General features: G+C 36.1%; 10 protein-coding genes and 1 riboswitch. All 10 genes read right to left on the bottom strand.

Translation table 11 applies throughout. The features are described 5' to 3' along the window. Position 1 precedes the first annotated feature (1 nt). Positions 2-1084, bottom strand: coding sequence for a hypothetical protein (locus QMN76_RS07590; RefSeq protein WP_282023373.1), 1083 nt, complete (start codon positions 1082-1084; stop codon positions 2-4). A gap of 62 nt (positions 1085-1146) precedes the next feature. Next, positions 1147-3522, bottom strand: a complete 2376-nt coding sequence (locus QMN76_RS07585; protein WP_282023375.1) for a TonB-dependent receptor — start codon at positions 3520-3522, stop codon at positions 1147-1149. Further along, a riboswitch (TPP riboswitch) is annotated at positions 3515-3612 on the bottom strand. It overlaps the preceding gene by 8 nt. Positions 3613-3679: 67 nt before the next feature. Beyond that, a complete protein-coding gene (locus tag QMN76_RS07580; protein WP_282065944.1) occupies positions 3680-5860 on the bottom strand; it encodes an FUSC family protein in 2181 nt (726 codons plus the stop codon). A gap of 108 nt (positions 5861-5968) precedes the next feature. Then, positions 5969-8128 carry an FUSC family protein gene (locus QMN76_RS07575; protein ID WP_034337993.1) on the bottom strand — a complete coding sequence of 720 codons (2160 nt, stop codon included), beginning with the start codon at positions 8126-8128 and terminating at the stop codon, positions 5969-5971. 476 nt (positions 8129-8604) lie between these two features. Further along, positions 8605-10734, bottom strand: a complete 2130-nt coding sequence (locus tag QMN76_RS07570; RefSeq protein WP_282023377.1) for an FUSC family protein — start codon at positions 10732-10734, stop codon at positions 8605-8607. Between the two features lie 109 nt (positions 10735-10843). Then, entirely contained in the window at positions 10844-12991 is a 2148-nt protein-coding gene (locus tag QMN76_RS07565) for an FUSC family protein (protein ID WP_282023379.1), read from the bottom strand. 57 nt (positions 12992-13048) lie between these two features. Further along, positions 13049-14638 carry an apolipoprotein N-acyltransferase gene (gene lnt / locus QMN76_RS07560; protein WP_282065943.1) on the bottom strand — a complete coding sequence of 530 codons (1590 nt, stop codon included), beginning with the start codon at positions 14636-14638 and terminating at the stop codon, positions 13049-13051. A gap of 40 nt (positions 14639-14678) precedes the next feature. After that, positions 14679-15524, bottom strand: a complete 846-nt coding sequence (locus QMN76_RS07555; protein ID WP_034338004.1) for a GNAT family N-acetyltransferase — start codon at positions 15522-15524, stop codon at positions 14679-14681. Between the two features lie 24 nt (positions 15525-15548). Next, positions 15549-15983 carry a Fur family transcriptional regulator gene (locus QMN76_RS07550; protein ID WP_051461989.1) on the bottom strand — a complete coding sequence of 145 codons (435 nt, stop codon included), beginning with the start codon at positions 15981-15983 and terminating at the stop codon, positions 15549-15551. Positions 15984-16136: 153 nt separating this feature from the next. Next, positions 16137-16583: a ribosomal protein S18-alanine N-acetyltransferase gene (rimI, locus tag QMN76_RS07545; RefSeq protein ID WP_282023383.1), complete on the bottom strand. Its 447-nt coding sequence runs from the start codon at positions 16581-16583 to the stop codon at positions 16137-16139. Between the last annotated feature and the right edge of the window lie 2 nt (positions 16584-16585).

The following is a 16585-nucleotide window of genomic DNA, read 5'->3' as shown; positions in this document are numbered from 1 at the left end:
GTTATTCATCACCTCTAACATTACTTTGCTGAGGTATATATTGTTCCAGGAGGTATGCCACCATAATAACAATACCAACATACAATAAGCTTAAATCCCGCACCTCACCAGCATAACAAAACAAAAAATATAAAGGGATATTAATAATCAAAGCCAAACGAATATGATTTTTTATAAAATTAGGAATTGTCTGCCACGTACTTATAAAAAGCATTACAAAGAATATCATAGATAAAACAAGTTCAGAACCACGGGACAAGTTTGGGATACCATAAGTCAAATCATGCTGACGATATATTGTAAAATGCGTTAATAAATCCCAATTATCATATAGATGAAATTCAAAAACACCACCGGGACTTGATAAATACATATATTTTAAAATAACATTAAAAATTCCAGATAAGATAACCAAACCTGAAATTCCAAACAATGCCTTTTTCATCGTAAGCTTATGTTTCATTATTGGAAATAAAACTATAATAAAAAAGAAATACGTCTCTTTATTTAAAGTTGCTAATATTGTGATAACAACTAATAAACTATATTTTTCTTTAATTGTGCATAAAAAAGCTGCTGCCATAAATAGAATTTCTGGATAATCATAATAATGCCCGCCGTTAGTTTGAAAATAAGGGAAAAATAATGCCATGATAGTCGGAGCAAAAATAGCAATAATATTATTACATCCCAAATTTATCAAAGTTAATCTTAGAATATACAAACTGAAGAAAATACAAAAGAAACTAACAATATACATCAACAAATATGCAAATTTATGCAGTGTTTGATTCATCTTTTGCGATGCAACATAATAATCAGCAGGATTAAATCTCTTTAAAATAACTTGTTGCAATGTTGCAGGTATAACATTTTCAATGTGTACAGCAATTTGAGGGACTAACTGTCTATAAATAAACGGTTTATGTGCTGTATTATTAAAAATTGCATCTGGAGTAAATCTGTCATCATTCTCTCCCAAACCCCATTTAGAAATAGATCCTGAAAAGCTTGCAGATGCAATTACCCAAAAAATAATAAACAAATATATTATATTTGAAATTGATTTAAATTTAGTATTCATACAATTCACAAATCCATTAAAATAAAAAGACTATATAAAACTCATCTTAAATCAAATTTCTTTTAAAAAGCTGTTGTCATCGTCAACATCGTTGCGAACCCACCACCGATATTATAATAAGGCGAAGAGCCAGGAATGGATGTTCCGTATTTCCCTGTGGTTGTATGGGCATTCCCCGTTGGGCTTGAAACCCCAGACAAATATTTTTGATCAGTAATATTAATAAAATTCATTCTAATTTGGGGATGCTGCATAAAGCCATAACTATCAAATCGATATCCAAATGCTAAATTTCCTGTAGCAAAAGATCCCATAGATTCATCATTCATAAAGGTAGCATATTGCTTGCCTACCATTTTAACATCCCCATTTGCAAAGAAATGACCATTATCATAAGTCAACCCAACCGCAAATTGCCAAGGAGGACTACGCACAGCCTGCTTTCCTTTAGTAGGTAATAAATCTCCATAAGAACGCAAATCATTATCCATTCTGGTATATAAATATTCACCAGAAACATAAGGGCTGAAATGATGCCATGGTTTTAACCCAATTTCCGCATCCACTCCACGGGATGTTTGCCCACCAGCATTAATACTGGAACCAATCCATGCTCCATTTTGACGTAAAATTGTTGAAATTATACGATTTGTATAATTATAATTAAAAAACGTAATACTGCCTAAGAACCGAGGTCCATTATATCGATATCCTAACTCTTCTTCGATAGAATATTCCGTTTTTAATTTATTCGTACCCGATTGAGCAAGATCCCCAGAGTTCGGATCATAAGTATCAAATAATTTTGATTTATGAGGCACTGCAAAATTCGTATTTACACTGGTAAAAATTTGGTGCTCTTTGGTAAATTGATACCGCATTCCAATTCTGGGCAAAGGTTTGGAAACATTCTGTCCTGTACGATATTGTGGGCCTGGTAATTGATTCCAACCCGTGCGGTTTAATAAAACCTGCTTAAACCCAGCATCAATAAACAATTTATTATCCATAAAATTCATATGATCACCCAAGAAAATTGCATTGGTTTGCGTAATCGTATGATCATTTTCGGCCGCTAATTGTTGACCGTCTGGTAAATGAATATTATTTTTAGAGCCACTCCATAAATCCCAAGGCCTCCCATTCGAAGAAACTGCAGTAAAAGGTTGTGTTACGACATCATCAACATAATCGTACCAATATCCTAATAAGAGTTGATGATGCTTTAAAGTATAAGTAAGTGTCGGTGTAAATCCCGAACGATACGTACGTTGAAACCACCCCCCCATTGCCAATGCAGAGCCATCGACTGCCCCAGGAATAGTCACCTTGCCATCGACAGGTTGATTTCCTTGCCATAATCCATTTTCATTTAAGATGGTGCCATAAGGCGAATTGCCATATCCATATTGAAAATAAGGGGTTACTTTGAATTGTAATTTATCCATCAATGTAAATTGAGATGGTGCTGCAACATAAACCTGTTGAAAAGTTTGCTGATATAATTTCCAATAATTTGTATTCTCAAGGCGATCTTTATACCATGTTCCTGAATAATTATTGCCATTCCCTGCCCCTTCTGTAATCCATTCAGATTTGGTTGGCGTGTAATAACTGCTCGTCAGAGCATGATTCCAGTCTCCAAGCAACGAAATATGATTATCATTCCCCCACTCTTTAATAAACTTGAAATCAATATGGTTTCTGTGGTCATATCCAGGTCCACGCCAATTGCTCGCACCTGTATAAGAATAAGAAATAAATCCCTTAATCCCTGTTTTTCCGATTTCCCCTGTATCAATACGCATAAAGGCACGCTTTGTATTATGTGACCCATATGATAGTTCCGTCATCCCGCCAAATTTATCCGCAGGGTCTCGTAATTTTAAATTAACAACACCACCGGCCGCATTATAAACTGGGCTATCCAAATCAGGAGAACCTTGAGCCAAAGAAATATTTTGTAAATTCTCACTATCTACAAATTGATTTAAATATCCAAATCCATCGGATGCGTCATTGAGCGGCATCCCTTCCATCACATACCCAATTGAATTTCCCGTCATCCCACGCACAGTAATATCATTTTGTGAAGATATTCCATAAGGGTCAGAATTAGAAACATTTGCCCCAGGCAACATGCTTAAAAGGTTAAAAACATTGGATGTTGGAGCCTGCATTTGAATAAAATTTTGGGAAATATTACTAACCGCTTTATTTGCAGTTTCAGGTTTCATCAACCCACCCCCAGCTTGATCCCCAGCAAAGCCATAAGCCGTATGATATCTTGGGATTTTCCCTGTAACTGTAATATGCTCACCATCATTTTCTGTTTGCTCTACAGAGGTTGACTCGATGGACAATCCTTTATCTATCAGGGAACAAAAAATAGTGATAGTAAACGATACACGTAATAATAAAGAGACTTTAAACGTCATTTTTTCCTCTCCCTTCGCTGGCATGATCCAGATCAGGTTCTACGGGTGTATTCTCAGCCCCCATAAAAGAGGACACCCCGGTTAAATAAATTATATAATTTTCATATACTGAATTTTAATAAATTTAAACTGAATTTTAATAAATTTAAATATTTTTTTAATCCCATTTTTCATTCAATAAAAAATAATGGTTAACATCAAGAAATGATGCATTTTTTTCGAGTGAATCCGCAATTATTGTTAAACACGAAATTGCTGCAATCATTTCCATTCTAACTGCTAAATTTTTCTCGGTCTTTTCTCTTTTACGTAAACGCCGAATAACATTGTGCGCCATAACAACCGTGCGCCCATAAGAACCATGCATATTAAATCTTGTAATACGTCTTAATACAATTTTCAAAAGTATTTTAATATCATCTGTGACAATATCCTGTGCTATCATGGATCTTAAACGTAATATATTTAATCCAATCATCATCACGGCCAGCGCACCAAAATGATAAGCCTGCACAACTTTTGTATTTTGAGTTGTATTGAGTTGTCGCATCATAGTTACTAACAGCTCGGTTGTTTGAAACAACCAAATACGTGGATTACATTTTAATGCCGTCGGTAGCGAGCGCAATCTTTTTAATAAAGTTTGGCGCATATGTAATCTTGTTTTCAAAGGACTATAAGGATAAAAAATTTTAAAAGAAACTATAGAAAAAATAATTCCCATAAATAAGGATAGGGAGTTATTAAAGAATGAAATTTCATCCAACCGCACACCATTGTCCAATCCTATCATATAAGGCAAATAAGATGCATAAGAGGCTGATACGCCCAAAGTTTTAGGATAAGCAATACCCAAACCCCCAATCATTGTTGGAATAAATAATACTGCGCAAAGCATTTCAATACTCGTAACTGATGGAATAAAATAAAATGTTAAAGTCCATCCAACAAATAATGCCCATAATGATCCCTTAAGCCATCCCCATGTTACCGCAGAAGGGTTTTCGAATAAACAAAAGCGCGCGCACCCCATTCCTACCAAAGCAACAGTCGTACCACCCTTATCCCATCCAGTAATATACCACATAATACAGGCTGCCAGCATAGCCATCAGCGTACGAATCCCGTTTTTCCAAGCCAAGTCATAATTCAAGGGTGGATTTACATGAAATTTAAAGTGATCATTTGATATTGGATGTGTACTTTTGTAATATTCATCCAAAGTAACTTGAAGCTCTCCTAAGAGCTCGCTAAGAGTTCGAAATAAAATACGATCATTAAAAATAGCTTCTTTATATTTTTCATAATCCTCTATAGATCCCGAATATTTCTTTTCATAAAAACTATCAGTAATATATTGTCTGCACTCCCAACGCAATTTATTAAGTCGCCTTTGCTCATGCTTAAAATCTTGTTCTTGTTCAATACGATTAATTAATTTATCTAATCGATCTTGAACAAAAGGAATAAATTTTTCAAAATCATGTGTAAGGTTTTTAAAATGAGACATTTGCGTTGCAAGCCCCATTCCTCTGGACAGCACGGCTGTGACAGAAAATAAAGCCGCATGAGCGTGATCCCCTGTATGGTCATGCCCATTCATTTCAATTTGTCTGAATTCGATCAAGTTGTTAAAATTAACAATAGAGGTAAATAGCTCTTGAGAAGAAACAATGGCTTTTTCATCCCCTGAAATCATTTTTGAAATAGAATGAAGCGTTCCTTTGATAGCAAAGAGCAAATTATCATTAAGCTCTTTCCTGGCATTACTATCAAGATTAAAATCAAAAATACGCCCTACAAAACTATCTGCAAATACCCCCAATAAAATATAAGTCCCTCTGGACATAGCCAGCATAAATATACCATCTGGATTATTCACAGAACCAAAGGCAATAATAGCACATGTATAGCCTGCCAATACCATGGCATAAGCCTTAAAACTTTGCATACAAGTGCCAAACCATACACAAATTGCAACAAACAAAGAAACAGTTAAATCAAATAACCATGCTTGTTGAGGAAAGACTGCTACAAAAAAAATCGCAGCTATCACACCAAAAACCGTTCCAACCGCTCGCCAATAAGCTTTAGAAATCGTTTCACCACGCGAGGTATTGCGCGCACAAACCCAAACCGTCATTGGTGCCCATTTAGGGCTGTCCATTTGCAACCACAATGCTATCGCCAAAGCTAAAAAAGAGGCTATGGTCGTCCGAAGTGCAAAGAGAAAAGCAGAACTTGAAGGTGCATAAATCCACTCAAAAGATTTAATAAAATCTTTACGTAAAAGAAGATGCTTTTCCATCCAAGACGTGACAGGTTGAAAACTGGCCACAAGAAACCTTATGAAATTAAAAAAAGGAATTTTTTAAAAATAATTATAATAAAACGGCGTTAATTTATTCCTTTTTTTTGCAATCTTCAAACATTAAATCAGTTTATTTTAATAAAATAACATATTATGAGATTTCACCCTCAAAAATGGAGCATTTTTATCCAGAGCATAAGTCATTAATATTAAGGCAGAAATTGCAACACTGATTTCCATACGCACAGCAAGGTTTTTTTCTGTGGTTTCTCTTTGCCTAAACCTTGCAATAGCACGATGTGCAATCATAACTGTGCGCGCATGCTGTCCGTATTTAGCTTTTTGACCTTGAAATTTAGCAACCCTTCTTAATACTACTCGTAAAATATTACGAATATCCTCGGTAATAATATCATGCTCAATCATTGCACGCAGACGAATAATATTAATCCCAATTAACATCACCGCCATACTACCATGACGATAATTACTGGCCATCCCACTATTTTTACTGATTCCCAATTGATTCATTAAAATTGAAAACGTTCCAGAAACAAAATTAATCCATTCTCTGGGCAATGGAGATTTCCGAGTATTTGCAAGATTATGCAATCCATGTAAAAGCTTTTGGCGCATCTGACGTTTTAACTTACGCTGATGATAAGGAAATACAATTTGATAAGCAATTAACGCAACAAGACCACTAAGGAATAACGCCAATGAATCATTAAAAAATGAAATCTCATCAACCCTGCCACTATTTGAAAATCCTAGTAAATAGCAAAAAAAGAACATATATCCCCCAGCAATCGGTGCATACTTAGGTGTACACATTGCCAATGCACCAATTCCCAAAGGAACTATTAAAACCATACAAAGCACTTCATAAACTGTAATCCAGGGCATAATGATCATATTAAAGAAAAAAGCTGACAGAATAGCAATACAAATCCCTTTAAACCAACCTATGCAAGCAACACTGATATTATCAAAAACACAAAAACGCGAACAACCCATACATAAAAAAGCAAGAAACACGCTCGCATTATGCCATCCTGTTATTTCCCAAAGAAGGCAACCTACTGTAATGGTTACAAAAGCCCTAATAGCATTTCGAGCAGCACGTTTATAATCAGGGGGAAATTTTACTGCGAATTTGAAATTATCTTGTTTTTTTATATCCTGACTTTTGCTTAATTCCAGCAAAGTCGTTTCAAGCTCTGCCAAAATCTCTCGCAGACTTTGATATAAAATCCGATCATTTAACGCTCTTTGCGTATATTGATTATCAATAACTTTAATATTCCCTGCACACTTATAAAAACTGTCAGAAACTTTTTGCCGACACTCCCACCGCAAAGCATTGATAGAAAGCAGTAAATCTTTGGGATTATTTCCCTCTTTCAAGCCCATCAAAACACTAGATATAAGACTTTTTGTATGTGGTAAAATTTGATAAAATTGTAATGTTTTCCCTTTCATTTCCCTTAAATGAATTGAAAAACCCATAGCCTTGACTAATAACGCAGAAATCGAAGAAAGCGTTGCACGAGCATGATCACCTGTATGCCCAGTCCCTTTTAACTCTATTTCTCTGAATTCCACATTATGGTTTAAAGCAATAATAGAGGTTAAAATTTGATCAGACTGTGCTACTTCCCAATTTTTTCCTTCTATAATATGGATAATAGATGCCAATGCACCTTCCACGGCGGTTCTTAGATCCTTGTTAAGTTTTTGGTGAGCATAATGATGTAAATTAACCTCGAATAAACGGGCGATAAGATTTTCAACAAATATCCCTAAAATAAAATAAGAGCCTCTGGACATTGCCATCATAAAAGTTGTGTTTGGATCATTAACAGAGGCAAATAAAACAATAGCACAACTGAAACCCGCCATCGACCAACCAAAAGACAAAAAATGTCTAGTGCAACTGGCAAACCAACAACACAGTGCAACCCATAAAGCAACGATAACTTCAAACAGTAAAGATTGTTGAGGAAAACTGGCCATAATCGCAAACACAGCTATAATACCGACAATATTGCCTAAAATAACCCAATAGGCTTTGGATAAAATTTCTCCACGAGAAGAATTCTGCGCGACAACCCATACAGACATAATTGCCCATCTGGGACTATCCATTTCCATCCATAAAGCAATTGCCAGCGCGATATAAGAAGCCAGGATTGTTCGAAAAGCAAAAATTAGTGCGGTTTTAGAGGGGCAAAATAACCAGCGCCAATTTTCAAAAGAAAAATAGCTTAAAGAAAGAGTTTTGCCAGATTTCACCCCAAAAAACACCTTATCGATTATCGGCCAGAAAAACGTATATTACGAATGCAACGAAATAAATCAATTTTTTTCTATAATAAAAAATTCTCATAAGAGAAAAATATGAATGAACGCTACCTGGTTAAATCAGGGATTATTCCTCTTTTTTTAAAAAAAGATTAACGTTCATTCGATAATTTTTTATACATATCACAACCATCTTGTGATTGATTTAAACAAGCTCGTTTAAAATATTTTTATACTTTAATTTAGTCTTGAATCATACCTACACAGTGATAATAAACACCTCCAAAACTATACTGGCGTCAGCATTTTCTCGACTATTGTTCTTACCTGACAAGATATTTCGTCGTTACAAAGATTTTTTGGAATAACTAGGATACATCCCTTCTATTAATCTCAGCAAAATGAACATAATAATATTCAAAATCTTCACTTTAGAGTTATTTTATAAAACGGCTTAACCATTTTTTTTATTTTTTTACTCTTAAAAAAGAAGCATTTTTATCTAAAGCATAAGAGATCAGTATCAACGATGAAATCGCCGCACTCACTTCAATCCTTACAGCCAAATTTTTTTCTGAGAATTCACGTTGCCTAAAACGTGCAATCGCACGATGAGCAACCATCACTGTTCTAGCGTGAGGTGCATACCCCGCTTTACGCCCATCAAACATCGAAATACGCCTTAAAACTACCCTAAGGATATCTTTAATATCTTCGGTCATAATATCATGGTCAACCATATGACGCAGACGAATAATATTAATCCCAATCAACATCACAGCCATATTTCCATGACGATAACTTTTAACCAAACTTGTGTTACGATCCTCGTTTAATTGGCGCATTAACACAACAAATGCCTCTGAAACAAAGCCCACCCATTCTCTGGCCAAAGGCAAAGATGAGGACGAAGACTGTGCCAAATGATGCAGACCTTGTAATAATTTCATCCTCATTTGTCGCCTTAATCGTCGAGAACGATAAGGAAAAAATAGTCGATAAGAGGCCAATGCAAAAACACCACTCATAAATACAGCCAAGGCATTATTTAAAAATGATATTTCATCAACACGTCCCTCATTGGCAAAACCCAACATATAACAAAAGAAAAAAGCATATGTCGAAGCAATAGAAGCAAGCCTGGGCACACACATCGCCAAAGCTCCTATGCCCAAAGGAACAATCATTAATATAAACAACAAATTAAGATTGCTGACGGCGGGCATAATAAGGAAGTTATAAAAACCTCCAACGATAATTGCGATACATGCGCCTTTAAACCACCCCCAACAAGCCAAAGTCGCATTTTCAAATAAACAAAAACGCGCACATCCCATACATAAAAAAGCTAAGAATAACGGTCCACGATCCCATCCCGTAATTTCCCATGCCAGACACCCTAAAGTAATGGCAAAAAAGGCACGAATAGCATTTCTCCAAGCTCTTCTGAAATCAAAACTGGGTTTAATATCAAACTTAAATTTATCATATAAATTAAAGTCTCGACTTTTACTTAATTCACGCAAAGTAACGTCTAACTCAGCTAATATCTCTCGTAAGCTTTGATATAAGATACGATCATTCAAACTTTTTCGAGTATAATCCTCATTCGTTGCTTGGGGGCTGCCTAGATTTTTATAAAAACTATCCGCAATTCTTTGACGACATTCCCAACGTAACGCATTCAAAGCTATCAATGTTTCGGATAAAGGAGCCCCCTTATTCAGTTGATCTAATAATTGTAATAAGTAACTTTTGGTTAGTGGCACAATATAGTGAAAATTAAGCACGTCTTTTTGAATTTGCTTGAGATGAATGGAAAAACCTGTGGCCTTTACCAATAATCCAGAAACTGAGGCCAACACAGCACGGGCATGAGCCCCTGTATGCCCAGTGCCTTTCATTTCTCGTTCTCTAAATTCAATATTATTATTTAATCCTATAATCGAAGATAACAATTGATCTGACTGCGCCACAGCCCAATCGTCCCCATCAAGCATCTTAGAAACAGATTTAATGCCCTCTTCAACCGCTTTTTGCAAATCATCATTGAGTTTTTTATGAGCTTGGTGGTGCAAGTTAAGGTCGAATAAACGGGCTGTAAAATTTTCTGCTAGAACCCCCAGCATAAAATAACTGCCTCGTGACATTGCCATCATAAAAGTTTCATTAGGATTTCCAACAGAAGAGAACAAAACAATAGCACAACTATAGCCCGCCATAACCATACCCAAAGCACGAAAGTTACGCGTACAACTGCTCACCCAGCAACATAACGCAACCCACAAAGCAACCGTAACTTCGAATAATATAGGCTGTTGAGGAAAGCTTGCCATAATCCATAATGAAACGATAATACCTGTAATATTACCAACAATAATCCAGTATGCTTTGGATAATACTTCACCACGAGAAGAATTCTGTGCCACAATCCACACAGCCATAATCGCCCAACGTGGGCTGTCCATCTCCATCCACAGTGCTATAACAAGAACAACATAAGAGGCGATTAGCGTACGAAAAGCAAAAATAATTGCTGTTTTTTGTGGTGCATATAACCACTGAAACGATTTTAACGTAGTTTGACCAAAGGCCATGCGTTTTGCCCACATTTATTACGATAAAGATACTTATCTAGTAATTATTGCTATAAATATCTCAAGCATTTTATTCATTAAAATAATCATTTAAACAAAAAATTATTTATTAATCTAATTTATATAAACGATAAGAAGGATTTAAAAAAGACGCATTTTTTTCTAAGGCGTAATAAATTAATATTAAACAAGCAATTGCCGCACTTATCTCCAAACGCACTGCAATATTTTGCTCTTTCTTTTCACGCGCACGCAGCCTTCTAATTGCACTTTTTGCAATCAATACCGTTCGTCCATACCGCCCCCCTTTAAAATGAGAAATACGACGCATCACTACACGCAGCTGATTTTTAATATCTTCAGGTAAAATATCATGATCAATCATCGCGCGTATTTCGATAATATTTATTCCAATACACATAACAGCCAAAGCACCATGATTATACTTTTTAATTAATGCTGTTTCTGTTGCAGAATCGAATTGACGCATTAATGAAATGAACCAATCCATTGTCGAGGTCAACCATCTGCGTGGACGTGGTATCGGCGTTACTAGGGGTAAAGTTTGAACATTACGTAGCATACGTTTGCGAATTTCTTTTCTAACCTTTTGAGGAGAATAAGGCGCAATAAACCGAAACGCAAAAGCTGCTAACCCAACACCAAAAAAAACAGCCAAAGCGCTATTGAGGAAAAACATCTCATCCATACGTTGTTGATTACCGAGAATAATCATAAAAGGGAAAAAGACAGTAAAACTCATTCCTATTCCTCGCGTTGGCAAATTATAAATTGCTAAACCACCACAAAATAAAGGAATAAACGTAGCCAAATAAACCATTTCAATTGAATTAGCCATAGGCATTACAGTTACATTCAAAACAGCGGTAACAATCACTGTAATAAGGGTTCCTATAAAAAAACCTTGGCACATTTTATAACCATTTTCAAACAAGCATAAACGACCACAAGCAACAGCTAACAACCCAATTGCCGCTGGAAATTCATTCCATGCAGTAATTTCCCATAAAAAACATGCACCTAATATTGAAATAACTGCACGAAAAGCATTTCCCCAAGCCAATTTGAAATTATAAATAGGAGGTAAATTAAATCTGAAATTATCTTTCTTTTTGGGAGTTTTAACATGATGATATTCAGTTAAAATGACTTCAATTTCTCCTAGAAGCTCGCTTAAAGAACGATATAAAATTCTTTGGTCTAGTAAGGTTTGATCTTCAAAACCCAACGTGTTCTTTGCTGTATTCGTATCCTTATAAATACATTCTACAATAATTTGACGACATTCCCAACGAAGTTTACTCAACGCATCTAAATGTTTATTAAAGTCAATATTCTTTTCCAAAGCATGTATAAGATTCTCTAAATAAACATGAATCTTAACGCAGATATCACGAAATGTTTCCTCCTTTTGAAAATGACGCATATACACTGCTAAGTTAATTAAACGTGTTAAAACAACGCTGATGGAAAAGAGGGTCGCATGTACGTGATCAGTTGTATGATCATCGTTTAGCATCTCAATTTTTCGGAATTCAATAGAATTTTGAAATGCTGAAATAGCTGCAAATACATTTTGAACCTCAAATGCCGCTTGATAGTCCCCTTTAATAACGTTTCTAATGACTGTTAATGATCCAGTAATCGCTTTTAATAAGTTATTATGCAATGATATACGGGCATTATGATTCATATTGAACGCAAATAAACGCTCAACAAATGTCTGACATAATACACCCAAGATAATGTAACTACCCCTGGCCATCGCCATCATAAACACTTCATTAGGGTTTGTAGAAGAAGACAAGGCAATTAAAGCACACGTATATCCCGCTAAAACAAAACTATATGCACTGGAACCTCGAATTAAGCTTCCCCAAAAACAACATCCCCCAACCCATAAGGCAATGCATATATCAAAAATTAAAGGCTGTTGAGGAAAGGCCGCAACGATTGCCACAGCAACCACCACACCGACCAGTGTGCCCATCACACGCCATTTAGATTTTGAAATTGTCTCTCCAGGGGAGGTCTGGGCAACAACCCATACCGTCATCATTGCCCATTTTGGGCTATCAAGCTGCATCCATAAAGCAATAGCCAATGCCAAATAAGACGCAAACATAGTCCGAAGTGCAAAATAGATAGCTTCTTTTCGAGGGGCATATAACCATTGATAGGATTGAATTTTACCAAACGGAAAAAAACTAATGTTTCTTAACCAACTTAAATTCACAAAATTTCAACCCATATATACATTATCATTCTCTTAACCACAGATACTTTATCTGCTTTACAGGTTATCCTTTTTATTTCTTTGACCTATACAAAATACGATACCAAATAGAATACTGATCAAAGACATGAACAAAGGAATCCAACGACCCCCATAGGAAAATACAGTCCAAGGTAAAGAGCCTGACAAAGCAGCAACTTTGGCAGCTCTTATATCCCAACCTATACGTGATAATTCACGACCATAAGGATCAAAAACTGCCGAGATCCCAGTATTTGCTACACGAACGATAGGCAGCCCCTCTTCAACAGCGCGCAACCTAACTGCAGCCAAATGCTGCCGAGGGCCAGCTGAATTGCCATACCACGCATCATTTGTTAAATTCAATAACCATTTGGGTTTATTCTTAGAATCAACGACCTGACCTGAAAAAATTACTTCATAACAAATTAAGGGGCCAAAGCTACTCACCCCTGATAATTGAATAGTTTCCACCCCTTTACCTGGTGTTAATGGAGATCCTGGAACAATGTGAAAAGGAATATACCACGGTTGAGACTCACCAAAAGGGACTAATTTGGCCTTGTCATATTCACTAATAATAGCGCCATCTTCAGGATTTAAAACAACTAAACTATTGTGAATTTGTCCCTGATCATTACGTGTAATCGCTCCCAATATACCTGCTGCTGCACCTTTGGCATTTTGCATCAAAATAGATCTGGCCATTACATCAAAAGCTATATCCCCTGGAAAAGAGCTTTCTGGCCAGGCAAATATAATGGGACGATTTGGAATTTTTTGTTGCTTTTGTAACTGAAGCGCTTCTTGCATCCCCTGTGCAGTCAGGAATAAATAATTTTGAAAAATACGACGCGGATCGGTATTATTAATTTTGTCGTCTTCTTCGATATTACCTTGAATCAAAGCAACAATAGGCGTGTCTTGTTGTGCCGCGGGTGCTGGGGAAAGTCTAAAGCTCCCAAAACCAAACCAACAAACCAAACCACCTACCAGAGCAAACCAACCCTTACGCCCATAAATGGGCATTAAAACTAGGATAATGGTTAAAAAGGTCAACCCATCTACACCAACCCACGCTGCAGGTTGAATTAATATATTTCCAACTTTACCAGGGATTTCCCATGCACTGCCCAACGGATTCCACGGGAAACCTGTTAATATCGGATTCCACCATGTTGGTGGCAATAAAATAGATCTGGACATATCGCATAATGTCCATAATCCAGCAAATAAAGGAATTCTTATCCATCCTCTGGGGCGTAACCAATAATAAATTGCCCCGACCGTACCAGTCCAAAAAGCTAATAAAATTGCACATAATGGGGAAACAATAGGAACCAGCCACCAAAAATCTTGAGCCCTGATTAAAATCGCATTAATTAACCAGGACAGACCGATTGTATGTAATCCAAAACCAAACCAATAGCCTTGAGCAAAAGCACTCTTCCAGCTTTTAGCTTGTTCTATTCTTAACAAGAGTAATGGAAAGGTAAATAATAATAAAACAAGACAGTAAGTCGGCGGGAAAGCCAATGAAGACAATCCCCCTATAGCAATCAAAAGCAAAAAAGCTTTAAATCCAGTGATATGAACTAGTTTGTCAAAAAAATTACGTGCATTCATCATTAAAAACTTTATTAATCACAGCATGCACTGTTCTAGGTTATTCCAACGCATCAAGCAAGCGTCGTTCATAATGACGATAATATTTATCTGCTAATAATTCAGTTTTAACAATAATCGCTACATCGGTTGTATTAAATTGCTCATCCACAACAGCACCATCGCCAACATAACCGCCAAGACGTAAATAACCTTTGATTAATGGCGGTAATTTGACTAGCACACTACGGTGATTTAATTTGTGAGGATCACTATGCAGCATTTCAACACGTCTTTCTGGCACAGCAGTTACTCTTAACGCCGGTGGGGCCAAATGTGTGTGGTATAAATAGGTCAAACTTTCTTTATGGTCATCTAGAGAGGTTCCAGGTAAGCTGGCACAGCCAAATAAAATATCAATACGATGAATAAAGATATAAAGCGCAATCCCTTCCCATAAAAGCTGCATTGCTGCGCGCCCACGATATCTGGCATCAATACAAGAACGTCCTACTTCCAATAAACGCCCAGGATACTCCTTTAACGCAGAAAGATCATATTCACCTGCACTGTAAAATGTTCCTGCTAAATCCGCTTTTTCTTGAGGGAGCAAACGATAAGTGCCAACAACTTTATCCATCACAGATTTTTGATCATGATCGATTACTAATAAATAATCAGCAATCTCATCAAAATCGTCATAATCACGTCGTGTGAGAACGGCCTGCTCGCTGGGTTTTGCACCCATTTCTTCATAAAAAACTCGGTATCTTAAGGCTCTGGCAGCATCGCGTTCAGCATCACTTTTGGCCAAACGAACACCCAAATTACCTGAACGAAGCTCAACATACTCATCTCGTCTCAAGTCAAGTGACAATAAAGTATTCGTGGACTTTTCTGTTACCACAACCAATTTTCCTCTTCTCTTACTTTATTTCTCTTGAATCCGACGGGCAAATAGTTCCAAGCGATGCTGTAACAAATTAAATCCTAATTTTTTTGCCATAATCTCAACAAGCTTTACATGCTCTGGATCTTCGAACTCTATCACTTTTCCTGTATCTACATCAATTAGATGATAATGAGTTCCCTGTTCTGTGACTTCATACCTTGCTCTGCCACCGCCAAAATCGTGCTTTTCCAGGATACCTTTTTCCTCAAGCAAACGCACAGTTCTATATACGGTTGCCACTGAAATATTATCATCTAGCTTGGAAGCCCTGCGATAGAGTTCTTCTACATCTGGATGGTCATGAGATTGAGATAAAACGCGTGCAATGACACGACGTTGTCCTGTCATCTTCAACCCTTTTTCAATACATAAGCGCTCTATATGAGATAAAGTATCTTTTTTTTCACGTAACATAGAAACCATTTTTAAATGAGGTAAAAACTTTTTTAAATTTGCTTATAAAATACTCATAATGCAAATTTTATTTTATAGTTTTTATCTTAAAGTGACAAAATAAACAAAAAAAACATTAAAACAACAAATAGTTTATCAATAACCTTATCAGCTTTATAAAGTTTTAGCCATTAACAAAGCATCAATATTATGATCATAATATTTTAAACGCCTTCCATTCAAAAAAAAACCATATCGCTTGTATAATTTTATCGCGGATAAATTATCCTCAGCCACTTCTAAAAAAACAGTTTTAATATGCTTTGTTTGCATTTCTTCTAAAAAAGCAGCCATAATACCTTTACCCACACCTTTATGTTGCTCAGTTGGGTTCACACAAAAAGTAAGAATCTCTGCTTCATCTACTATAACAGAATATATCAAAAACCCTCTTATCTTATTTTCAATATTATAATCAATTAAAATATGATGAAAAGATATTTCTAATAACCCTTGAAAATCCTTTATTTTCCATCCCTGCCCCTCTGGAAAAGCCGCCACATGAAGTAAAGATAGTTCTTTTTCTATTCCGTGTATATGATTAAAGCATTGTAGTGACATTC

Origin of the sequence: Commensalibacter papalotli (ex Botero et al. 2024) (assembly GCF_947179115.1) — a bacterium.
Lineage (GTDB): Bacteria > Pseudomonadota > Alphaproteobacteria > Acetobacterales > Acetobacteraceae > Commensalibacter > Commensalibacter papalotli.
Note: the sequence above shows the minus strand (reverse complement) of the source record. Positions and strands in the feature narration are given on the sequence as shown.